This is a genomic window from Isoptericola hypogeus, assembly GCF_039531145.1.
In the GTDB taxonomy this organism is placed as follows: Bacteria; Actinomycetota; Actinomycetes; order Actinomycetales; family Cellulomonadaceae; genus Isoptericola; species Isoptericola hypogeus.
This window is the reverse complement of record NZ_BAAAPM010000003.1, coordinates 445,968-467,784: the sequence shown is the minus strand read 5'-3', so window position 1 is coordinate 467,784 and position 21,817 is coordinate 445,968. Positions and strand designations below refer to the sequence as shown.

Genomic DNA, 21,817 nt, shown 5'->3' with positions numbered 1-21,817 from the left:
GAAGTTGTTCAAGGGGCGGTCTCCAGCGGCGATGAACGGTTCAGTGTTCAACTTTCGAGGTTTGGATGAATGAGTTTGGAAGGGATCTGAACGGCTTTGCCCGGCCGTCCGGGTCCGGATCGTGGCGCGCCCACCGGCGCAGTGGCGACCGGGGTGTCCTCTCGGCAGAATCGACGCCATGACCTCATCCCGACCCGTCCCCGAGGGGGGCGGGTCTCGCGCGTCGAGTCCTGGCCTCGCCGTCGCGGCGGTCGCCCGGCGCCTGGGGGTCGCACCTGCGACCCTGCGCACCTGGGACCGTCGTTACGGGCTGGGTCCGTCGGCCCGCACCGCGGGAAGCCATCGCCGGTACACGCCCGAGGACGTCGCGCGCCTGCTCGTCATGCGTCGGCTCACGCTCGAGGGCGTCGCACCCGTGGACGCTGCGCAGGCCGCGCTCGAGGCCGGTGTGGAGGAGCTCGAGTCGGCCGCCGCCGACGACGCGACGCCCGACAACGACCGGCCTCCGACCGAGGGCGCCGAGGGCTCGGAACCCGGCGGTGGTGAGCGCGAGCGCGGGGAGGGCGCCGACGACGGGCCGCGGCCGGGGAGGGCGCACCTGCGGGCGCTGCCCGGAGGTGGCGCGGGACGACACCTGCCCGGCGGGCAGAACGGCCCCGCCGCCGGCGCTGGTGGGAGCGCTTCCGGCCGCGTGTCCGCCGTCGTGGACGCGGCTCTCGCCTACGACCAGGCCCGGTGCGACGAGCTGCTGCGCATCCCCGCGCACGGCGACCCGGCGGCGTGGTGGACGCTCGTGGCCGAGCCCGCGTGGCAGCGCGTCGCGCAGCGCACGGTGCTCGCCGGGCCGGGGGCGGTGCCGGAGGTCGTGCTCGCCACCGCGGCGCTGCAGGCCCTGCGCGACTTCACGGAGGCGTTCGAGCAGGCACAGGTCGCCGCCGGGGCGCCGCCCGCCAACCACCCGAGCCGCATGCGCAAGATCGTGCTCATCTTCGCCGCCCCGGACGAGGTCGTCCCGCTGTCGGCGCACGCGCTGGCCGCGGCGCTGACGGCGAAGGGCGCCACCGCCCGGATCGTCACCGGGCCGGCGAGCACGCACCGGTCGCTGGAGCTCGTGACGATGGTGCGCCCGGCCGCGCTCGTGCTCGCGACGACGCAGCGCCGCCCCGACCTCGACGTCGTGCACGCCGTGCACGAGGGGTTCCCCGACCTGCCGATGGTCGTCGGCCTGCGCCGTGACGACGCGGCCAGCGAGCTCCCGCTCGCCGCGACCGTGCAGCGCGTGCGGTCGTTCACCGGCATGCTGCACGAGGTGCTCGCCGTCGTCGGGTGAGGCGGAGGTGCAGCGCAGGGTGGGGCCGAGGAACGAGACACTCGCCCGCAGCGGAACCGCAGACTCGGCCGATCACAAGCCCGGGTGAGGCGGAGGCACTCGCCCGCAGCGGAACCGCAGGCTCGGCCGACAACCAGCTCGGGTGAGGGCCGTCACGCCCGGCCCCAGGCCGGAATATCGACGTCGCCGGGAACGTAGACTCCTGTCATGACGGACTCGACCTCGCCTGCGCACGACCCGTTCGGATTCCTCGGCCTCACCTACGACGACGTGCTGCTGCTGCCGGGCTACTCCGACCTGGCGCCGTCGGACATCGACACCACCTCCCGCCTCACCCGCGAGATCTCCCTGCGGGTCCCGCTCGTCTCCGCCGCGATGGACACCGTCACCGAGTCACGCATGGCCATCGCGATGGCCCGCCAGGGCGGCATCGGGGTGCTGCACCGCAACTTGTCGATCGAGGACCAGGCGTACCAGGTCGACCTGGTCAAGCGCACCCAGACGGGCATCATCGACAACCCCGTGACGATCGGCCCCGACGCGACGCTCGAGGAGCTGGACAAGCTCGCCGGGGAGTACCGCATCTCCGGCTTCCCCGTGGTCGACGCGGGCGGCCGGCTCGCCGGCATCGTCACCAACCGCGACCTGCGGTTCACGCCCGTGGCGGAGTGGGCCAGCACCAAGGTCTCCGAGGTCATGACCCCCGCGCCGCTGATCACCGGCCCGGCCGGGATCTCCCGCGAGGACGCGACGCTCCTGCTGCGCAAGCACAAGCTGGAGCGCCTCCCGCTGGTCGACGACGAGGGCCGGCTCGCCGGGCTCATCACCGTCAAGGACTTCGTGAAGTCCGAGCAGTTCCCGAACGCGTCCAAGGACTCGCAGGGCCGCCTCCTCGTCGGCGCGGCCATCGGCTACTTCGGCGACGCGTGGCAGCGTGCGACGACGCTCGTCGAGGCGGGCGCCGACGTGCTCGTCGCCGACACCGCCCACGGCAACGTGCGGATGCTCATCGACATGGTGCGCCGGCTCAAGACCGACCCGGCCACGCGGCACGTGCAGGTCATCGGCGGCAACGTCGCGACGCGGCAGGGCGCGCAGTCGTTCGTCGACGCGGGCGCCGACGCCGTCAAGGTCGGCGTCGGCCCGGGGTCGATCTGCACGACCCGCGTCGTGACCGGTGTCGGCGTCCCGCAGATCACCGCCGTCTACGAGGCGTCGCTCGCCGCGCGGGCGGCCGGCGTGCCGGTGATCGCCGACGGCGGGATGCGGCACTCGGGCGAGATCGGCAAGGCGATCGTCGCCGGCGCCGAGGCCGTCATGCTCGGCTCGATGCTCGCCGGCACCGAGGAGGCGCCGGGCGACACGATCCTGGTGAACGGCAAGCAGTACAAGGCGTACCGCGGCATGGGCTCGATGGGTGCGATGTCCTCGCGCGGCAAGAAGTCCTACTCCAAGGACCGTTACTTCCAGGCCGAGGTGGCCAGCGACGACATGATCGTGCCGGAGGGTGTCGAGGGGCAGGTGCCGTACAAGGGCACGCTCAACGCCGTCGCGCACCAGCTCGTCGGCGGGCTGCACCAGACGATGTTCTACGTCGGCGCCAGGACCATCCCGGAGCTGCAGGCGGACGGCCGCTTCGTGCGCATCACCTCCGCTTCGCTCAAGGAGTCCCACCCGCACGACGTGCAGGTGACCGCCGAGGCCCCGAACTACAGCGGCTTCTGAGCCGCCCCGAGCAGGCCGCGACGAAGGCCCGGACCCGTGGGCGGTTTCTAGGGGTCCGGGCCTTCGTCGTCGCGCGAGGTTTCCGCGGCCGCTCTCAGCTCGCCATGACGCGCGCGTGCAGCGCCTGCACGGCGTACCGGGCGGACCAGAACGCGCCGTGCTGCCACGCGGAGACCTCGGACATCCAGTCGCCCGCGAAGTAGACGTTGCCGGTGCCCTGCTGCAACAGCTTGAAGCCGGACGACTCGGTGTTCGGGTATGCCCAGGCGCCCTCGATGTACGGGACCTTGTGCCAGGCGATCGAGAAGGAGCTCTCGAGCTCGGTGCGGTACTTCTCGCCGTGGATCTTGACGCCCTGCTCGACGGCGCGGCGCTCGCGCTGGCGGGGTGTCAGGTCGGCGTAGGCGCGGGCGTTCGCGCCCGTGTTGTAGTAGCCCACGACGAGGCCCTTGCGCTCCCCGTACCCGTACGAGGGGTACCAGACGTGCGCGAGGTCCATGTCGGTCTCGGTGATGCCGCCGAAGATGCGGTGGTCGTCCTCCCAGAACCGCGACCGGTACTGCAGGCCGATCTTGCCGGCGGGGGACCCGACCGAGAACTCGCCGAGGGCGCCGTCGACGTCGGGCCCCCAGTTGGTCTCCCAGCGGCGCATCAGCCCGGCGGGCGCGGCGACGATCGCGAAGTCGGCCTCGATCTGGCGCGGGCGGCCGTGGCCGGGGGTGTAGGTGACCCGGACGCCGCGGCTCGTGTTCTCCACCGCGGTCACCGGCGAGCCGAAGTGCACGTTCTGCTTGCCGATGGCGCGCACGAAGTACTGGTACGTCGTGTCCATGCCGCCCTTCGGCTGGAACATGAGCATCGACTGCTCCCAGTTGATCTCGAAGGGGAAGTACTGGCCCACCTTCGAGGCCAGCACCTCCGAGACCGTGCCGGGGCCGGGCAGCGGGGTCCCGTGCTCGTTCCATGCGGAGGGGTAGGTCGAGAACCCGCGGTTGTCCCCGCCGGAGTACGTGCCGTCGGACTTCAGCGACCCCCAGCTGCGCAGGAACTGGCGGAGGTTCTCCTTGTCCTCGGCCGTGAGCCGCTGGTCCAGGGCGCCCTGGTCGGTGGCGTGGTGCAGCAGCTCGGACGTGTAGCCGAAGACGTCCGCCTTGGCCGTCCGGTAGCGCACCGGGTTGCCGGGGGTCGCGCCGGCCTTCTCGTTGTAGAGGTAGGCGTCGGCGTTCGCGTTGCTGAAGACCTCGTACGGCACCCCCAGCTCGCGCAGGTAGTCCATCGTGACCATCCACTGCGCGATGCGGCCTGCGCCGGCGTTCATGTAGATGCCGTCGCCGAAGCGGGCCGTCTGTGTGACCCCGTCGATGTCGGTCTCGGAGTCGCCGTCGCGGATCGTGAGGGTGCGCCCGCCGGGGCGGTGCCGCGCCTCGAGCACGGTCACGCGGTAGCCCGCCTTCTGCAGCTCGTAGGCGGACGCGAGCCCGGCCGGTCCCGCTCCCACGACGACCACCTTCTTGGCCGAACGTCCGGTCAGCGTGAAGTCGCCGCTGCGCGGCGGCACCCAGGCGGCCGCGCCGGGCTGCGCCGCCGCGGTCGGGGCGAGTCCCATCGCGCCCATCGTCGCGAACATGACGCCGGCGCTGGAGCCGACGCCGACCGCCTGGAGGAAGTTGCGGCGGGAGACGCCGGACGAGGTTCCGTCGGTGACCGTGTCAGTGACCATGCGGCACTACCTCTCTGTCGAAAGGTCTGACGGGCGGTCAGGGCCGGCCCTGGATGCCGGTCGCCGCCGTCAGCACCGCCGCCGACGGTAGGTGTCCCGCGTCACGCGCCGGAGTCTGTGGTGTTACCGGGTCGTCGCCGGCGGTCACCATCGCGTTTCGGAGGCGTCGTCGCAGGTCGGAGTGTCGGCGGTGCTCTGCCGGTCGCTCCCGGCGCCAGGTCTCCGGTCCGACGCACGCCCGTCACGGCTCGGAAACCCGGCGTGGCTACGGTCGGCCTCCCGCGGCGGTCCGCGCCGGACCGCCGACCCGCCCGCGCGTGCCCCGAGGGCGCGCGCCGTCGCCGGAGGTCCGCATGAAGCACCGCACCAAGGTCGTCCTCGCCGTCGCCGTCACGGCCGCCGTCGCCGTGCCCGGGACGGCCCTCGCGTCCGGCCGGCTCTTCGAGCCCCGCCCCACGGAGGTCCGGTCCTTCGTCACGGGCGACACCGCGTCGATCGCCGACGGCGTGGCCATCGGCAAGAACGTCGCGGTGTACAAGTCGTCGGGGCTCGGCCCCGCGGCGATGAACACGGCGCCCGGCGTCACGGCGGAGGAGCGGTACGTCCCGACCGACGTGTTCCCCGGAGGTGAGCTGCCGGACGGCGTGACGCTCACGGAGGCGCAGGGGATCAACGCGCTGCGGCGCATCGGCGCCAACCTCGAGGCCGCCGGCCTGTCGTACGACGACGTCGTGACGATGCGGGTGTTCCTGCAGAACCCGGACGGCGAGGAGGCGATGGACTTCGCGGGCTGGAACCGGGCCTACCGGCAGTTCTTCGCGAACACCCACCGCGCCACGGGCGAGCCCCTCGACGTCCAGCTCGGCTCGACGACGACGGAGCCCATGGTCGTCAACGGCGCGCGCCCGTCGCGCTTCGCCCTGGAGATCGAGAACCTCCCGGTGGACGGCTGGCTGGTCGAGGTGGAGGTCGACGCGGTCTACGGACGGTGACCTCGGGGCCGCGGCCCCGGACGGCGGCCTACGCCGACCGGGCCCGCGGCCCGGCCCAGGCCTCGGACGGCCACGCCGACGAGGTGGGGCCGCGCCCGTCGGGCGCCGCCGCCCGCTCGGCGTTGACCCGCTCCGCCCAGGCCCGGTGCGCGCCCGCCTGGGCGGCGTGCAGCGCGTCGAGGGCGACGCCCCGCAGGTGGGGGTGGGCGAGGAGCTGGGCGGCGAGGACGTCGAGCGTCGCGAGGACGTCGACGTCGGCCGTGTGCAGGTCGCCGTCGCCCTCGACGCCGTAGAGGGTGCACAGGTCGCCGAGGCGGCGCTTGCCCTCCCGGCCGCCGTCCAGCCAGCGGTCCAGGACGAGCGGGTCGAGCACGGGCGTGACGGGACGCCCGAGCCGCTCGGGCAGCGTGGGCAGGCCGTGCCGGGACAGCTCGACGTCGAGCAGGGACAGGTCGAACGTGGCGTTGTAGGCCACGAGCGGCACGCCCCGGCGCAGGTGAACCGCGAGCGTGTCCGCGATCCGGTCGAGGCCCGTGGCGGGGGCCTGCCCGCGGTCGCGGGCGTGCGCCGTCGTGATGCCGTGGATCGCGGCGGCCTCGGCGGGGATCTCGACGCCGGGGTCGAGCAGCCAGGTCCGGACGTCGGTGCGCCGGCCGGGGACGCGCAGCACGACCGCGGCCGTGACGATGCGGTCGGTCGCCACGTCGAGACCCGTGGTCTCGGTGTCGAAGCCGAGCAGCGGGCCGCCCGCCCATCCCGTGTCGTCGCGCCGGTCGTCCATCGCCGTTCTCCTTCCGTCCCAGGCGCCTCCGGGCGCCGGGCCTGGCAGGGACACTGCCACCCGCCACCGACAGGCGGCCGCGCCCGCGGCCCGAGCCACGTCGTGACCGCCTCCCGCCCGCCGGGACGCGCGCCGGTACGCTGGGTCGGGTGAGCAACGAGATCGAGATCGGCCGCGGAAAGCGCGGGCGCCGCGCGTACTCCTTCGACGACATCGCGGTGGTGCCCTCGCGCCGCACGCGCGACCCGAAGGACGTCTCCGTCGCCTGGCAGATCGACGCCTACCACTTCGAGCTGCCGATCATGGCCGCCCCCATGGACTCGGTGATGAGCCCGGCCACCGCGGTGGCTCTCGGCAACCACGGCGGGCTGGGCGTGCTCGACCTCGAGGGCCTCTGGACGCGGTACGAGTCGCCCGAGCCGCTGCTGGCGGAGATCCGGGAGCTGCCCGCGGGCGAGGCCACCCGGCGCATGCAGGAGATCTACGCCGAGCCGATCAAGCCGGAGCTCATCACGCAGCGGCTCAAGGAGGTCCGCGCGTCGGGCGTGCCGGTGGCCGGCGCCCTGTCGCCGCAGCGCACCCAGGAGCACTACCAGACGGTCGTGGACGCAGGGGTCGACCTCTTCGTCATCCGCGGCACGACGGTCTCCGCCGAGCACGTGTCGGGCAACGCCGAGCCGCTGAACCTCAAGCGGTTCATCTACGAGCTGGACGTGCCGGTCGTCGTCGGCGGGGCCTCCACCTACACCGCGGCGCTGCACCTCATGCGCACGGGTGCCGCGGGCGTGCTCGTCGGCTTCGGCGGCGGCGCGGCGCACACGACCCGCGTCGGGCTGGGCATCCATGCGCCGATGGCCACCGCCGTGTCCGACGTCGCGGCGGCCCGCCGGGACTACCTCGACGAGTCGGGCGGCCGGTACGTGCACGTCATCGCGGACGGCGGCGTGGGCCACTCGGGCGACGTCGTGAAGGCCGTCGCGTGCGGCGCCGACGCCGTGATGCTGGGCGCCGCGCTCGCCCGCGCGGCCGAGGCGCCGGGCCAGGGCTGGCACTGGGGCCCCGAGGCGCACCACGCGGAGCTGCCGCGCGGCGAGCGGGTGTCCGTCGGCACGGGCGGATCGCTCGAGGAGATCCTCTTCGGCCCCAGCAGCACCGCCGACGGCACGCTGAACCTCGTCGGCGCGCTGCGCCGGGCGATGGCGACCACCGGCTACTCCGACCTCAAGGAGTTTCAGCGGGTCGAGGTCGTCGTGTCCCCCTACCAGCCCCGGTGAGCGCGGGGCTCTCGCAGGCCGAGCCCGTCGAGGCAGCGGCCTCCTCGACCCTTCGGAAGGCGCAGGGCGACGCGAGCCCGACCACGGTCGTCGCCTTCCGCGAGATCGCCGACGCCGACGTCGACCAGGTCGTCGCGCTGTGGGAGGTGTGCGGCCTGACCCGGCCCTGGAACGACCCTCGCCTCGACATCGCCGACGCGCGTCGCACCCCCACCTCGACGGTCCTGGTCGGGCTCGCCGACGGCCGGGTGGTGTCGTCCGCCGTCGCGGGCTACGACGGCCACCGCGGGTGGCTCTACTACGTGGCCGTCAGCCCGGACGCGCAGGGTGGCGGCCTGGGCCGTGCCACGGTGGGCGCGGCCGAGGACTGGCTCCGCCGGCTGGGCGTGCGCAAGGTGCGACTGATGGTGCGGCACGGGAACGAGCGCGTGCTGGGCTTCTACGACGGTCTCGGGTACGCCGACTCCGACTGCGTCGTCCTGGGCCGCGACCTGTAGCCGTCGCCCGCCGTGCGCCCCCCGGGGGAGACCCGGAATGGTTCCCGGTCGCGCTGAGAGCGAACGGCACCCCGACCCCGGGGGCGACGGTTGCCCGGGTGTCACCCGCCCCGCGTAGGGTGTCGGCCATGTCCACCGCGCACGAGAGCGACGGAGCTCTGGGGGATCTCATCGATCCCGAGCTGCCCGCCGCCACCTACGTCCTCGAGCCCGACGTCGTCGCCCCGCTGGTGCGCCGGATCGTCACGTCGCACGCCGCGGGGACGCACCGCTCCCACCTGCCCTTCACGGGGGCGCCGCTCGCGGCGTTCCCGCTGTCGTCGCCCGACGACGTCGAGACCGCGGTGGCGCGGGCGCGCGCGGCCCAGGGCGCCTGGGCGGGGACACCGGTGCGCGAGCGGGCCGCGGTGCTCGACCGGCTCGGCGCGCTCGTGCTGCGGCGGCAGTCGGAGATCCTCGACCTGGTGCAGATGGAGTCGGGCAAGGCGCGGCGCAGCGCGTTCGAGGAGGTCGCCGACGTCGCGCAGGTGTGCCGGCACTACGCGGTGCGGGGCGCGCGCTACCTCGCCGACCGGCGCGAGCCGGGCCTGCTGTCCGTGCTCACCGGCGTGCGCGTGCACCGCCGTCCCGTCGGCGTGGTGGGGGCCATCACGCCGTGGAACTACCCGCTGACCCTGGTGCTCGCGGAGGCGGTCCCCGCACTGCTCGCGGGGAACGCCGTGGTGGTCAAGCCCGACCCGCAGACGACGCTGTCGGCGCTGTGGGTCGCGGAGGCGCTCGAGGAGGCCGGGCTGCCGGAGGACCTGTTCCTCGTCGTCGCGGGGGGTGGCGACGTCGGTGCGGCGCTGGTCGACCACGTGGACCACGTCGCGTTCACGGGCTCCACCGCGACGGGCCGCACGGTCGCCGCCCGCGCGGGGGAGCGGCTTATCGGCGCCACTCTCGAGCTGGGCGGCAAGAACCCCCTGTACGTCGCCGCGGACGCCGACCTGGACCGGGTGGTGCCGGGCGTGGTGCGTGCCTGCTTCGCGAACGCGGGGCAGCTGTGCATGTCGATCGAGCGGCTCGTGCTCCACGAGCGGATCGCTGAGCCGTTCCTCGAGCGGTTCGTCGAGGCCGTGCGCGCCCTGCGGCTCGGGGCCGAGCTCGACTACACGGCGGACGTGGGCTCCCTGGTGTCCGCGGCGCAGCTCGCCCGGGTCGCCGAGCACGTCGACGACGCCCTGGCGAAGGGCGCGAAGGCCCTGGTGGGCGGCGTGCACCGGGCGGACGTCGGGCCGTACTTCTACGCCCCGACCGTCCTCGACGACGTCCCCGCCGACGCGCTGTGCGCGCACCAGGAGACGTTCGGGCCGGTCGTCGCGGTGACGCGCGTGGCCTCGGACGACGAGGCGGTGCGCGTCATGAACGACACCGAGCTGGGCCTGAACGCGAGCATCTGGTCGTCCGACGTCGCGCGGGCCAGGCGGCTGGCGGCACGGGTCGAGGCCGGGACGGTCAACATCAACGACGGGTACACGTCGGCCTGGGGGTCGCCCGGCGCGCCGATGGGCGGGTTCAAGGCCTCCGGCCTGGGCCGCCGGCACGGACGGGAGGCGATCGACGGGATGACGGAGGCGCAGACCGTGGCCGTGCAGCGCGGGGCCCGGTTCGGCGTCTCGCTGGACGCCCTGTATTCCCTGGGCGGCGAGACCCCGAGCCGGGTGCTCACCGTCGCGCTCGGCGCGATGCGGCGGCTGCGGCTGCCGTAGGCGCGGGAGCTCAGGCCCCGAGCTCGCGCACTGCGGCCCGCCACGACGCCGGGACCTCGCGCACGTGCCACCACACCCACTGGGGCGGGCGTGCGCTCTCGGCGGACACGCCGACGCCCTGGGCGTCGAGGCCCGCCCGCGCGCAGCTGAACAGCGCGCGGCGCAGGTGGTAGTCCTGGGTCACCACGACGGCGGTGCGCGCGCCGGTGAGCTCCGCCGTGCGGCGGCACGACGCCGTCGTGTCGAAGCCCTCCCGGTCCAGCGTCAACGCGTCGTCCGGCACGCCGAGGTCGCTGATCCACTCCCGCATCGACGCGGGCTCGTCGTAGGTGGAGCCGTCCGGCAGCGGGTGCGCGTCGCCGCTGAGCACCACGGCGGCGGCCACCCCGGCGTGGTAGAGCTCGGCCGCGGCGTTCAGGCGTCGCTGCAGGTAGGGCGACGGAGTCCCGTCGGCACGCAGGCCGGCGCCGAGCACGAGGATCGCGTCGGCCTCCTCGACGGCGTCCACCGAGGGGCGTACCCGCGCCTGCCCGGTGAGCTGCACCCACGCGACCGGCAGGGCGACCGCGAGGACGAGCGCGCCCGCGGCACCCGCGAGCCACCAGCGGCGCCGTGCGCGGCGTCGGGCGCGCGGCTCGATCGGCGGCGCGGGCCGCGGCAGGGCGGGCGTCGGCGGTGCGGGCTGGTCCACGGCGAGAGCGTAGCGGCGCGCGTACGCGGCCTGGGCGCGACGCGCGAGGGTCAGCCGGCGCGCGTGCCGGGGCGGCTCGGGGACGGTGGCGTCGGCGCCGCCCGGAGCGCCGCACGCTCGGTGCGCAGGTTGAGCCGTGCGGCGTCCGCCCACCGGAGGCGGCCGGCGTCCGTGCGGAACAGGCCGGGCCCGGCGGCGAGCTCGAGCAGCTGGTCGAGCACCGTCGCGCGGCCTGCGCGGAACGCGTCGTCGGGCACGTGCCCGTACTCGGCGCGCACCTGCGCGGCGTACCGCGCGTAGCGTGCCGGGGACCCGCCGAGCATCGCGAGGTCGGCGTCGCTGAGCAGCGCCCCGGCCGGGTCGTCGGCTCCGGGCGCATGGTCCGTGGTCACGAGCACGAGCCGCGCCACCTCCGCGACGTCGTCGCCGGTCAGGGCGCCGACGGGGCCGGGAGCCGCGGTCGGCGCGGCCGGCCGTGCCCGCCCGACGAGCGGGCCGAGCAGGTCGCCGGCGAGCGCCGCGGACCGCTGCTCGTCGCGCCCCGCCTCGCCGTCGTGCACGGCGTCGTGGAACCAGAGCGCGACGGCGGCGTGCCAGCCGGAGCCGGGCGCGCCGTCGGCGAGCAGCAGGTCGAGGGCGTCGAGCGCGTCGGCCAGGTGCAGCCGCGAGTGGTACACCCGGTGCGGCTCGCGCCAGCGGGCGACCAGGTCCGCCCCCGCCCCGTCGATCACCGCGCGCGCCGCGTCGTCGGGCCGCCACAGCGCGGCCCATCGCCCGGCCAGGGCTCCCCGGGAGGCCCGGCGCCGTTCCCGCCCGGGCACGCGCAGACCCGAGCCGGCGAGGCGCCGCGCGAGCTCCCGCCCGTCGACCGGCACCGCGCCCGCGGAGACGAGCGCGTCGTGCCGCTCGTCGGGGACGTCGTAGTGGTCGAGGTCGAAGGCGCGGTCGCCGATGCCGTGGGCGCGGGCGAACGACCGCAGCTCGTGCAGGGACTCGTCCGAGACCAGGTGGGACCACAGCCGCCCGTGCGCGGGCCACGCCGGCGGATCGACGAGGACCGTCACGACGGAACCCCGGGACGCCCCGCCGGCCGGTCGATCGCCCGCCGCACCTCGCCCACGATCGCGGCCATGGCCGCCTCGGCGGCCTCGGGGTCGCCGTCGGCCACCGCGCGCGCGACGGCCTCGTGCTGGTCGAGCGCCTCCGGCACGGGGGAGGGGGGCATCAGGCCGAGGTGGGTACGCCCGGCGAGGACCTCGGCGACGACGTCCGCCAGCGGCCCGAACATCTCGTTGCCGCTGGAGCGCAGCAACAGCTCGTGCATGCGGACGTCGAGGGCGAGGAAGGTGTCGAGGTCGCCTGCCTCGCCGGTGGTGCGCATGCGGCGCGCGAGGTCCAGCAGCTCGCCGCGCACCTGGGGGCTGGCGTGGCGTGCGGCGCCCGCGGCGGCCAGCGGCTCGACGGCGTGCCGCAGCTCGGTGAGGCTGCGCAGCTGGGCGTCGCGGCCGGGGCCCTGCAGACGCCACCGAATGATGCGAGGGTCGAGGACGTTCCAGTCCTCGATGCCGAGGACGACCAGACCGACCCGACGGCGGGAGCGGACCATCCCGAGGCCCTCGAGCATCCGCATCACCTCGCGGGCGACGGTCCGGGACACCCCGTGCTCGGCGCCGATCCCGTCGAGCGTCAGCGGGGTGCCGGGGCCGACGTCTCCGCTGGTGATCGCGCGCCCGACGGAGTCGAGCACGGCGGCGTGCAGGGACGGTGACGACATGGGACGAGCCTATCGGCGCCGCGCCGCGCCCACCAGATTGGTGTTACCAGTCTTGTCGAAGGTGCTATCAATGAGGCATCCTCTGACGACGCGGCGACGCAGCAGTCGCCGCGGGGCCCGCCCGGCGGGTCACGGATCGAGACACGGACAGGGAAGTCACATGGACACTGTCGTCACGAACGCCCCCGGCGACGCCCGCGTCGCCAGCACCGCGCGCCTGCCCGTCGCCGAGCACCTCGTCGTCATGGGCGTGGCCGGGTCGGGCAAGACCACGATCGCCGGGCTCCTCGCCGAGCGCCTCGGCCTCGACCTCGCGGAGGCGGACGAGTTCCACCCGGCGGAGAACATCGAGAAGATGAGTTCCGGCACCCCGCTGACCGACGCCGACCGGGAGCCCTGGCTCGCCGCCATCCGCGACTGGCTCGACCGCGAGGCCGACGCCGGCCGCGCCGCCGTCGTCACGTGCTCGGCGCTGAAGCGCGCCTACCGCGACGAGCTGCGCCGGGCGCGTGGCAGCGTCCGGTTCGTGCACCTGGCCGGCAGCCCCGAGCTGCTGGCCGAGCGCATGACCCACCGCACCGGGCACTTCATGCCGCCGGAGCTGCTGCCGTCCCAGCTCGCGACCCTCGAGCCGCTCGGGCGCGACGAGGACGGGATCACGGTGGACATCGCCGCGTCGCCGGAGGAGATCACCCGGTCCGTCGTCGTCTGGCTCGCCGCCACGACCGGGCGCACCGAGGAGGGGACGACGCGATGACCGACGACTGGACCCAGACCCTCACGGCCGGTCCGCTGCTCGCCATCGCGGCCGCCGCCGTCGCCCTGCTGCTCTTCCTCATCATCAAGGTGAAGCTGCACGCGTTCCTCGCGCTGGTGCTCGTCAGCCTCCTGACCGCGGTGGCCGCGGGGCTGCCCAGCGGCGGCGTCGTCGACGTGCTGCTCGACGGCTTCGGCACCACGCTGGCCTCCGTCGCCCTGCTCGTCGGGCTGGGCGCGATGCTCGGCCGCCTCATCGAGACCAGCGGCGGCGCGAAGGTGATGACCGACGTGCTGATCGCCCGGTTCGGCGAGAAGCGGGCGCCGCTCGCGCTCGGCGTCGCGTCGCTGATCTTCGGGTTCCCCATCTTCTTCGACGCCGGCCTCGTCGTGATGCTGCCGATCGTGTTCGCGGTGGCGCGGCGCCTCGGCGGGTCGCTGCTGACCTATGGGCTGGCCGTGGCCGGTGCGTTCTCGGTGATGCACGTCTTCGTGCCGCCGCACCCGGGCCCGGTGGCGGCGTCCGAGTTCCTGGGCGCCAACGTGGGCACGGTGCTGCTGCTCGGCCTCGTCGTCGCCATCCCCACGTGGTACGTGACCGCCTACCTGTTCGCCCGGTTCGTCGGACGCCGCATCCAGCTCCCCGTGCCCGAGATCCTGGGCCGGGCGGACGCCGCGCAGGTGGCGAATCCGCCCCGCTTCGGCACGGTCGTGGGCATCCTGCTGCTGCCGCTGGTGCTGATCTTCGCCAACACCGGCCTGGAGACGGCGGCGTCCGCGGGGTGGGTCGACGCCGAGAGCACGGTCGTCACGTGGGCGGGCCTGGTCGGCTCGACGCCGGTGGCGCTGCTGATCTCCGTGCTCGTCGCGGCGTGGGCGCTGGGCCGCCGCCGCGGCATCGAGGGCACCGCGCTGGAGAAGACGCTCGACTCCGCGCTCGGCCCGGTCTGCTCGGTCATCCTCATCACCGGCGCCGGCGGCATGTTCGGCGGCGTGCTGCGCGCGTCCGGCATCGGCGACGCGCTCGCCGACGTGCTGGGCGACCTCGGGTTGCCGATCATCGTGGCCGGGTTCCTCATCGCCGCGGTGCTGCGCGTCGCGCAGGGCTCCGCCACGGTGGCGCTCACCACCGCGGCCGGGCTGATCGCCCCCGCCGTCGCCGCGGGCGGCTTCAACCCCGTCGAGACGGCCGCGATCGTGATCGCCGTCGCCGCCGGATCCGTGGTGCTCAGCCACGTCAACGACTCGGGGTTCTGGCTCGTGGGCCGGTTCTTCGACATGGACGTGAAGACCACCCTGAAGACCTGGACCGTCATGGAGACCGCCATCGGCCTCATGGGCTTCGGGATCGCCTGCCTCGCGTTCGTGGTGGCGTAGGGCACGGTCAGCCGGCCGTGACGGCCGAGGACGGGCGCCCGCCGTCCACGGCCTCCACGCACTGCCGGGCGATGGCGAGCTCCTCCATGGTGGGGATCACCATGACCAGGGTCGACGTCCAGTCGGGGGAGATGATGCGCTCGCCCTGTGCGGCGTCGGGGCCGGCGTTGCGCTCCGGGTCGACGGCGATGCCCATGCCCTCGAGCCCCTCGCAGACGGCGGCGCGCACCGCGGTGTCGTTCTCGCCGACGCCCGCGGTGAACGCGACGACGTCGACCCGCCCGAGCAGCGCGGCGTAGGCGCCGACGTACTTCTTCAGGCGGTGGATGTAGACGTCGAACGCGAGGGCGGCCTGCTCGTCGCCGTCGTCGATGAGCCGCCGCAGCTCGCGGAAGTCGTTCACGCCCGACAGCCCGAGCATCCCGGAGCGCTTGTTCAGCAGCGTGTCGAGCTCGTCGATGCTCATGCCCGCGTTGCGCGCGAGGTGGAACACGACGGCGGGGTCGACGTCGCCCGACCGCGTGCCCATGACGAGCCCCTCGAGCGGCGTGAGGCCCATGGAGGTGTCGATCGGCACGCCGCCGCGCACCGCCGACGCGGACGCCCCGTTGCCCAGGTGCAGCACGATCGTGTGCAGGTCCTGCACGCGGCGGCCGAGCACGCGCGCCACCTTGCCCGCCACGTACTGGTGGCTGGTGCCGTGGAACCCGTACCGGCGCACGTCGTGCTCCGCGGCGACCTTCCGGTCGATGGCGTACGTGTACGCCTCGGCGGGCAGGGCGGCGAAGAACGCGGTGTCGAAGACGGCGACGTGCGGCACGTCGCCCAGCAGCTCCCGCGCCACCCGGATCCCCTGCACGTTCGCCGGGTTGTGCAGCGGGGCGAGCGGGACGAGCGCCTCGATGCGGTCCACCACGCCGTCGTCAACCACCACCGGGCCGGAGAACTCCGCGCCGCCGTGCACCACCCGGTGCCCGACGGCGTAGATCCCCGCGTCGGCGAGGCGCGGGCCGATCTCGTCGAACATGCCGAGCGCGAGCCGCAGCGCCTCGCCGTGGTCGGGCACCTCGAGCTCTCGGCGGGTGCGGTTGCCGGCGAACGTGTGCGTGACGATCCCGGCCGGCTCGCCGATCCGCTCCACCGTGCCGGCCGCGATCGCCTCGCCCCCCACCGGGTTGACGAGCTGGTACTTCAGCGACGACGAGCCGGAGTTGAGCACGAGCACCGAGCCGTGCGCGCCGTACGCGCTGTACGGGTTGGGCCGCTCGGCCTCGGGGACGATGCTCATGTTGCGCTCCTTTCATATGATCGCTGCGGTGCCTCGCTCCGGCAGCCCTCGTTCCTCGCGCCACCTCCGCGGGGGCTCCTCGCGCTCATGCGGGGACCTCCTGAGACTGTGACCGGCCCTGCGACTGGGCCTGGATCGCCGTGATCGTGACCGTGCTGACGATGTCGGCCACGAGCGCGCCGCGGGACAGGTCGTTGACCGGCTTGTTCAGCCCCTGCAGGACCGGCCCGACGGCGACCGCCCCGGCCGAGCGCTGCACGGCCTTGTACGTGTTGTTCCCGGTGTTGAGGTCGGGGAAGACGAACACCGTCGCGCGCCCCGCGACCGACGACTCCGGCAGCTTGGACGCCGCCACGGAGGCGTCCACGGCGGCGTCGTACTGGATCGGGCCCTCGACGGACAGGTCCGGGTGGCGCTCGCGGACCAGCTCGGTGGCGGTGCGCACCTTGTCGACGTCGGCCCCCGTGCCGGAGGTGCCGGTCGAGTAGGACAGCATCGCCACGCGCGGGTCGACGCCGAACTGTGCCGCCGTCGCCGACGACGAGATCGCGATGTCCGCGAGCTGCTCCGCCGTCGGGTCGGGGATGACGGCGCAGTCGCCGTACACGAGCACCCGGTCGGGCAGGCACATGAGGAAGACCGACGACACGACGGAGGTCCCGGGCGCGGTCTTGACGATCTCGAACGACGGCCGGATGGTGTGCGCCGTCGTGTGCGCGGCGCCGGAGACCATGCCGTCCGCCAGCCCGAGGTGCACCATCATCGTGCCGAAGTACGACACGTCGGTGACGATCTCCCGGGCCCGCTCGAGGGTCATGCCCTTGTGCGCGCGCAGCGTCGTGTACTCGGCGGCGAACCGCTCCACGTGCTCGTGGTCCGTGGGCGACAGCACCGTGGCGGCGGAGATGTCGAGGCCGAGCTCGGCCGCGCGCGCCCGGATCTCCTGCTCGTCGCCCAGGATCACGAGGTCCGCGATCCCGCGCGCGAGCACCGTCGACGCCGCGCGGAGCACGCGGTCGTCCTCGCCCTCCGGCAGCACGACACGCTTGCGGTCGGCGCGCGCCCGCTCGATGAGCTCGTACTCGAACATCAGCGGCGTCACGACCGGCGTGCGCGGCACGTCGAGCCGGGCCAGCAGCGCCCCGCCGTCGACGTGCTGCTCGAAGAGGGCCCGCGCGACGTCGATCTTGCGGGAGGCGCCGACCGTGACGAAGCCGTTCGTCTCCGCCGCGCGCCGCGCCGCCTGGAAGGTGCCGAGCGCCGTGGAGACCACCGGCACCCGCGGCCCGAGCGCCGACAGGAGCTGCGCGATGACGCCCCGCGGCACGTAGCCGCCGGTCAGGACGATGCCGGCGAGCGACGGGAACGTGGCCGCGGCGTGCGCCGACAGCAGCCCGAGCAGCACGTCGGACCGGTCGCCGGGCGTGATGACGACCGCGCCGTCGGACAGGTGGTCGAGCACGTGCTCGAACGACATGGCGCCGACGATGACGTCCAGCACCTCGCGCGCCAGCAGGTCCGGGTCGCCGAGCATGAGCGTGCCCTCGACGGCCTCGGTGAGCCGGCCCACGGTGGGGGCGTGCAGGAACGGCTCCTCGGGGATGGTCCACACGGGCAGGCCGTCGTCGCCGACGAGCCGCGCCGCGCCCGCGGCGAGGACCGCCGGGCCGCTGCGGTTCACGACGATCCCCACCGGCTGCGCGTGGTTGGCGCGCAGCTCGGCGACGCTGAGGCGGTTGAGCGCGCGGACGTCCTCCGCTGACCGGTCCCGCCCGGAGGTCACCAGCAGCACCGGTGCCCCGAGGTTCGCGGCGACGCGGGCGTTGAACGCCAGCTCGGTGGCGCCCGTGACGTCCGTGTAGTCCGTGCCGACGACGACCACGGCGTCGCACCCCTCCGCCACCGCGTGGTACCGGTCGACGATGCGCGACAGGGCCGCCTCGGCGTCGGCGTGCACGTCGTCGTACGTGACGCCCACGGCCTGCTCGTACGCGAGGTCGACGCCGTCGTGCGCGAGCAGCATCTCGAGCACGTGGTCGCGCGGGGCGTCGCCGGCGGCGTCCGACGACGGCGGGTCGGGCACGCGGGAGACGGCCCGGAAGACCCCCACCCGCTGCACCTGGCGCACCAGCAGGTCGAGGACGCCCAGCGCCACCGTGGACTTGCCGCTCTCGCCCTCGGGGGAGGCGAGGTAGATGCTGCGGGTCGTCGTGGTCACTCGTTGTCGCCGCCCGTCGCCGCGGACGCGTCGTACTGCGGCCCGCCCGCGTCGGTGCCGGTGTCGCCGGAGTCGGGCCACACCCAGTCGCGCACCTCGGGGAGGTCCTCGCCGTGCTCGCGCGTGTACTGGCGGGCGGCGAGACGGGCGTCGACCATCCGCTGGCGCAGCCCCGCGGCCCGCGACCCGAGCGACGGCACCTGGTCGACGACGTCGATCACCAGGTGGAACCGGTCGATGTCGTTGAGCATCGCCATGTCGAAGGGCGTCGTGGTGGTGCCCTCCTCCTTGTACCCGCGCACGTGGATGTTCGCGTGCCCCCGGCGCCGGTAGGTGAGCCGGTGGATGAGCCACGGGTACCCGTGGTAGTTGAAGATCACCGGCCGGTCGGTCGTGAACAGGGTGTCGAAGTCCCGGTCCGACAGGCCGTGCGGGTGCTCCCGCTCGTCCTGCAGGCGCATGAGGTCGACGACGTTCACCACGCGGACCTTGAGGTCGGGCAGCTCGCGGCGCAGGATGTCGGCCGCGGCGAGCACCTCGAGCGTCGGCACGTCGCCCGCGCAGCCGAGCACGACGTCGGGCTGGGTGCCCGGCTCCTCGGTCCCGGCCCAGTCCCAGATGCCCAGGCCGCGGGTGCAGTGCGCGACCGCCTGCTCCATGGTGAGGAACTGCGGCGCCGGCTGCTTGCCCGCCACCACGACGTTCACGTACTGCCGCGACCGCAGGCAGTGGTCGTAGGTGCTGAGCAGGGTGTTGGCGTCCGGCGGCAGGTACACCCGGACGATCTCCGCCTTCTTGTTGACGACGTGGTCGATGAAGCCCGGGTCCTGGTGGGAGAAGCCGTTGTGGTCCTGGCGCCACACGTGGCTGGACAGCAGGTAGTTGAGGCTCGCGATGGGCCGCCGCCACGGGATGTGGTTCGTGACCTTGAGCCACTTCGCGTGCTGGTTGAACATCGAGTCGACGATGTGGATGAAGGCCTCGTAGCTGGTGAACAGGCCGTGCCGCCCGGTCAGCAGGTAGCCCTCCAGCCAGCCCTGGCACTGGTGCTCCGAGAGCTGCTCCATCACGCGCCCGGCGCGCACGAGGTGCTCGTCCACCTCGGCGGAGAAGTACTCGGCGTCCCACTGCTTGCCGGTGACCTCGAACACCGCCTGGAGGCGGTTCGACGCCGTCTCGTCCGGCCCGAAGATCCGGAAGTTGTCCGGGTTGCGGCGGATCACCTCGGTGAGGAACTGCCCCAGCACCCGAGGCGCCTCGACGGCGCCGCTGCCCGGAGCCGGCACGTCGACGGCGAAGTCGCGGAAGTCCGGCAGCCGCAGGTCGCGCAGCAGGACGCCGCCGTTCGCGTGCGGGTTCGCGCTCATGCGCAGGTCGCCCGCCGGGGCCAGCGCGCGGATGTCGTCGAGGATCCGGCCCTCGTCGTCGAACAGCTCCTCCGCCCGGTAGGACGCGAGCCACTGCTCGAGCACCGCGAGGTGCTCCGGCGTGTCCCGCGCGCTGGCCAGCGGCACCTGGTGGGCGCGCCACGAGCCGACGGTCTTCTTGCCGTCGATGGTCTCCGGGCCGGTCCAGCCCTTCGGGGTGCGGAACACGATCATCGGCCACGCCGGCCGGGGCATGTCCACGCCCTCCTGGGCGGCCCGCGCCTTGATGCCCGCGATCTCGTCGAGCACCTCGTCGAGCAGCGTGGCGAAACGCCGGTGGATCGACTCGAACGGCTCGTCGGAGCCGTCGGCGACCTCGAACCAGTGCGGCGTGTGCCCGTACCCGACCATGAGCGACTCGAGCTCGTCCTGGCCGATGCGGTCGAGGATCGTGGGGTTCGCGATCTTGTACCCGTTGAGGTGCAGGATCGGCAGCACGACGCCGTCCTGCGCGGGGTTGAGGAGCTTGTTCGAGTGCCAGCTCGTCGCGAGCGGGCCGGTCTCGGCCTCGCCGTCGCCGACGACCGCGGCCACCAGGAGGTCGGGGTTGTCGAAGACCGCGCCGTAGGCGTGGCTGAGGGCGTAGCCCAGCTCGCCGCCCTCGTGGATCGACCCCGGCGTCTCCGGGGCGACGTGGCTCGGGATGCCTCCCGGGAACGAGAACTGGCGGAACAGCCGGCGCAGGCCGTCGGTGTCCTCGGTGATGTCGGAGTAGAGCTCGGAGTACGTGCCGTCGAGGTACGTGCTCGCGACGAGGCCGGGGCCGCCGTGGCCCGGGCCGGCCACGTAGACCGTCGACTGCTCGCGCTCGCGGATGGCGCGGTTGAGGTGCGCGTACAGGAAGTTGAGGCCCGGCGTGGTGCCCCAGTGCCCCAGGAGCCGCGGCTTGACGTGGTCCCGCGTCAGCGGCTCGCGCAGCAGCGGGTTGTCGAGCAGGTAGATCTGGCCGACCGACAGGTAGTTGGCGGCCCGCCACCACCGGTCGATCCGCTCGACCTGCTCGGCGGACAGGTCCGTGCCGCCCGTGGCGCGCCACGGGGTGTCACGGGTGGTCGGGACGGTCGTGGTGCTCATCACACGCTCCCTGCGGCTCGAGGACGGAGCCCTCCGGGTGCCGGTACGGACCGGGCCCCGGGGCTGCGTCTTCATTTCACCGCACCGACCACCGGAGTGCAGCCCGACGCGGCGGCCCGTGGCACGTGACGTCGATCTGGCGGACCGTCAGGTCGACGATTCCGTCGCGGCGTCGGGCGACGTCTACGGTGGTCCCGTGCCCAGCCACCCACCCGCCCGCCGGTCGTTCTGGGCGGTGGCCGTCCAGCCCCGCATGATCGGCATCCTGCTGCTGTTCCTGCTCGCGGCGGCCGTGTGCGGGCGGCTCGGCGCCTGGCAGCTCGACCGGGCGTACCTGCGCGCCGAGCTGGCTTCCGAGCAGGCGGCCGCGGAGCAGGCGGCGGCCGCGCCCGCGGGCCTGGGGGAGCTGCTCGCGCCGCAGTCGTCGTTCCCGGGCGAGCTCGTGGGTCGCGAGGTGTGGGTCTCCGGCACGTACGAGGCCGAGGGGCAGGAGCTCGTGGCCGGGCGCTCGCTGGACGGTCGCACCGGGTACCTGGTGCTCACGCCGCTGCGGGTGTCGGACGACGGCACCGACGGGGCGTCGTGGGCGGAGCTGTCCGGGGCGCCGGTCGTGCCGGTCGTGCGGGGCTGGGTGGCCTCGCCGCAGCCGGGCGACGCCGCGCTCGACGTGCCGGACGGCGAGGTGCGCGTCACCGGCTGGCTGCAGGCCTCCGAGTCGGTGCAGGAGGGCGCCGAGCCGCTGCCCGAGAACCCCGGCGGGCCGCCGCTGACGGACTCCATCTCCACCGGCGCGCTCGTCAACGACTGGGGCGGCCCGATCTACTCGGGATACGTCGTGCTCACGTCGTCCGACCCGACGCAGGCCGCGGCGGCGGACGGCGGGCCGGCGGCGCTGCCGCGCCCGGTGATCGAGGGCGGCACCGGCGTGAACCTGCAGAACCTTTTCTATGCGCTGCAGTGGTGGGTGTTCGGGCTGTTCGCCGTCGCCCTGTGGGTGCGGCTGGTGCGCGACGAGGTCGCCGGCGGCCACCGCGAGAAGGCGTACCGCGGCCGGCGGGACGACGGCGGTGGGGACGACGACCCCGTCGGCGCCGGCATCGCCGGCCTGCCGGGCTGAGCAGGCTCGTCGCCAGGCCCGTGTC

Annotated in this window: 17 protein-coding genes; 9 read left to right on the top strand and 8 right to left on the bottom strand. The window is 74.1% G+C overall.

Translation table 11 applies throughout. The features are described 5' to 3' along the window. The first annotated feature begins 178 nt into the window (after nt 1-178). Complete coding sequence (locus ABD254_RS04430; RefSeq protein WP_344246048.1) at nt 179-1,330, top strand: MerR family transcriptional regulator; 1,152 nt, start codon at nt 179-181, stop codon at nt 1,328-1,330. Nucleotides 1,331-1,537: 207 nt separating this feature from the next. Further along, nucleotides 1,538-3,055 carry an IMP dehydrogenase gene (gene guaB / locus ABD254_RS04425; protein ID WP_344246046.1) on the top strand — a complete coding sequence of 506 codons (1,518 nt, stop codon included), beginning with the start codon at nt 1,538-1,540 and terminating at the stop codon, nt 3,053-3,055. A 94-nt stretch (nt 3,056-3,149) separates the two neighbouring features. Here the strand turns inward: guaB and ABD254_RS04420 are convergent, their stop codons facing one another. Beyond that, a complete protein-coding gene (locus ABD254_RS04420; protein ID WP_344246044.1) occupies nt 3,150-4,775 on the bottom strand; it encodes a flavin monoamine oxidase family protein in 1,626 nt (541 codons plus the stop codon). Nucleotides 4,776-5,128: 353 nt separating this feature from the next. On the opposite strand from ABD254_RS04420, the gene ABD254_RS04415 reads away from it, so the two are divergent. After that, nucleotides 5,129-5,767, top strand: a complete 639-nt coding sequence (locus ABD254_RS04415) for a Rid family hydrolase (RefSeq protein WP_344246042.1) — start codon at nt 5,129-5,131, stop codon at nt 5,765-5,767. Between the two features lie 28 nt (nt 5,768-5,795). On the opposite strand, the gene ABD254_RS04410 is transcribed toward ABD254_RS04415, so the two are convergent. Next, complete coding sequence (locus tag ABD254_RS04410) at nt 5,796-6,548, bottom strand: exonuclease domain-containing protein (protein ID WP_344246040.1); 753 nt, start codon at nt 6,546-6,548, stop codon at nt 5,796-5,798. A gap of 149 nt (nt 6,549-6,697) precedes the next feature. Here ABD254_RS04410 and ABD254_RS04405 point away from each other — a divergent pair, with 149 nt between their 5' ends. From ABD254_RS04405 to ABD254_RS04395, 3 genes are all read left to right on the top strand, one after another. Beyond that, nucleotides 6,698-7,822: a GuaB3 family IMP dehydrogenase-related protein gene (locus ABD254_RS04405; protein WP_344246038.1), complete on the top strand. Its 1,125-nt coding sequence runs from the start codon at nt 6,698-6,700 to the stop codon at nt 7,820-7,822. After that, nucleotides 7,819-8,319, top strand: a complete 501-nt coding sequence (locus ABD254_RS04400; RefSeq protein ID WP_344246036.1) for a GNAT family acetyltransferase — start codon at nt 7,819-7,821, stop codon at nt 8,317-8,319. Before ABD254_RS04405 ends, ABD254_RS04400 begins: the two co-directional genes overlap by 4 nt. Before the next feature lie 128 nt (nt 8,320-8,447). Next, the gene (locus tag ABD254_RS04395; RefSeq protein ID WP_344246034.1) at nt 8,448-10,070 is read left to right on the top strand and encodes a succinic semialdehyde dehydrogenase; all 1,623 of its coding nucleotides are present in this window, start codon (nt 8,448-8,450) and stop codon (nt 10,068-10,070) included. 10 nt (nt 10,071-10,080) lie between these two features. Here the strand turns inward: ABD254_RS04395 and ABD254_RS04390 are convergent, their stop codons facing one another. From ABD254_RS04390 to ABD254_RS04380, 3 genes are read right to left on the bottom strand one after another with little or no spacing between them, the layout of a single operon-like run. After that, on the bottom strand, nt 10,081-10,761 hold the full coding sequence (locus ABD254_RS04390; RefSeq protein WP_344246032.1) for a SanA/YdcF family protein: 681 nt from the start codon (nt 10,759-10,761) through the stop codon (nt 10,081-10,083). A gap of 50 nt (nt 10,762-10,811) precedes the next feature. Continuing rightward, nucleotides 10,812-11,825 carry a DUF4031 domain-containing protein gene (locus ABD254_RS04385; protein ID WP_344246030.1) on the bottom strand — a complete coding sequence of 338 codons (1,014 nt, stop codon included), beginning with the start codon at nt 11,823-11,825 and terminating at the stop codon, nt 10,812-10,814. After that, complete coding sequence (locus ABD254_RS04380) at nt 11,822-12,535, bottom strand: FadR/GntR family transcriptional regulator (RefSeq protein ID WP_344246028.1); 714 nt, start codon at nt 12,533-12,535, stop codon at nt 11,822-11,824. The genes ABD254_RS04385 and ABD254_RS04380 overlap by 4 nt, the downstream gene beginning before the upstream one ends. A 160-nt stretch (nt 12,536-12,695) precedes the next feature. Between ABD254_RS04380 and ABD254_RS04375 the strand changes: the two genes are divergently transcribed. Both ABD254_RS04375 and ABD254_RS04370 read left to right on the top strand, forming a co-directional pair. Next, nucleotides 12,696-13,292: a gluconokinase gene (locus ABD254_RS04375; RefSeq protein WP_344246026.1), complete on the top strand. Its 597-nt coding sequence runs from the start codon at nt 12,696-12,698 to the stop codon at nt 13,290-13,292. Beyond that, complete coding sequence (locus ABD254_RS04370) at nt 13,289-14,668, top strand: GntP family permease (protein WP_344246024.1); 1,380 nt, start codon at nt 13,289-13,291, stop codon at nt 14,666-14,668. Before ABD254_RS04375 ends, ABD254_RS04370 begins: the two co-directional genes overlap by 4 nt. A 7-nt stretch (nt 14,669-14,675) precedes the next feature. Here the strand turns inward: ABD254_RS04370 and ABD254_RS04365 are convergent, their stop codons facing one another. The 3 genes from ABD254_RS04365 to ABD254_RS04355 form a co-directional block, all read right to left on the bottom strand. Next, on the bottom strand, nt 14,676-15,956 hold the full coding sequence (locus ABD254_RS04365) for an acetate/propionate family kinase (RefSeq protein ID WP_344246022.1): 1,281 nt from the start codon (nt 15,954-15,956) through the stop codon (nt 14,676-14,678). A gap of 85 nt (nt 15,957-16,041) precedes the next feature. Further along, entirely contained in the window at nt 16,042-18,174 is a 2,133-nt protein-coding gene (gene pta, locus ABD254_RS04360; RefSeq protein ID WP_344246020.1) for a phosphate acetyltransferase, read from the bottom strand. Continuing rightward, nucleotides 18,171-20,675, bottom strand: coding sequence for a phosphoketolase family protein (locus tag ABD254_RS04355; RefSeq protein ID WP_344246018.1), 2,505 nt, complete (start codon nt 20,673-20,675; stop codon nt 18,171-18,173). Before ABD254_RS04355 ends, pta begins: the two co-directional genes overlap by 4 nt. A 196-nt stretch (nt 20,676-20,871) precedes the next feature. Between ABD254_RS04355 and ABD254_RS04350 the strand changes: the two genes are divergently transcribed. Further along, nucleotides 20,872-21,792: an SURF1 family protein gene (locus tag ABD254_RS04350; RefSeq protein WP_344246016.1), complete on the top strand. Its 921-nt coding sequence runs from the start codon at nt 20,872-20,874 to the stop codon at nt 21,790-21,792. The last annotated feature ends 25 nt before the right edge of the window (nt 21,793-21,817 follow it).

Coding starts and splice junctions, on each gene's coding strand:
- guaB (WP_344246046.1), top strand. CDS start 1,538: ATGACGGACTCGACCTCGCCTGCGCACGACCCGTTCGGATTCCTCGGC.
- ABD254_RS04420 (WP_344246044.1), bottom strand. CDS start 4,775: ATGGTCACTGACACGGTCACCGACGGAACCTCGTCCGGCGTCTCCCGC.
- ABD254_RS04355 (WP_344246018.1), bottom strand. CDS start 20,675: ATGAGCACCACGACCGTCCCGACCACCCGTGACACCCCGTGGCGCGCC.
- ABD254_RS04380 (WP_344246028.1), bottom strand. CDS start 12,535: ATGTCGTCACCGTCCCTGCACGCCGCCGTGCTCGACTCCGTCGGGCGC.
- ABD254_RS04410 (WP_344246040.1), bottom strand. CDS start 6,548: ATGGACGACCGGCGCGACGACACGGGATGGGCGGGCGGCCCGCTGCTC.
- ABD254_RS04370 (WP_344246024.1), top strand. CDS start 13,289: ATGACCGACGACTGGACCCAGACCCTCACGGCCGGTCCGCTGCTCGCC.
- ABD254_RS04430 (WP_344246048.1), top strand. CDS start 179: ATGACCTCATCCCGACCCGTCCCCGAGGGGGGCGGGTCTCGCGCGTCG.
- ABD254_RS04365 (WP_344246022.1), bottom strand. CDS start 15,956: ATGAGCATCGTCCCCGAGGCCGAGCGGCCCAACCCGTACAGCGCGTAC.
- ABD254_RS04415 (WP_344246042.1), top strand. CDS start 5,129: ATGAAGCACCGCACCAAGGTCGTCCTCGCCGTCGCCGTCACGGCCGCC.
- ABD254_RS04395 (WP_344246034.1), top strand. CDS start 8,448: ATGTCCACCGCGCACGAGAGCGACGGAGCTCTGGGGGATCTCATCGAT.
- ABD254_RS04375 (WP_344246026.1), top strand. CDS start 12,696: ATGGACACTGTCGTCACGAACGCCCCCGGCGACGCCCGCGTCGCCAGC.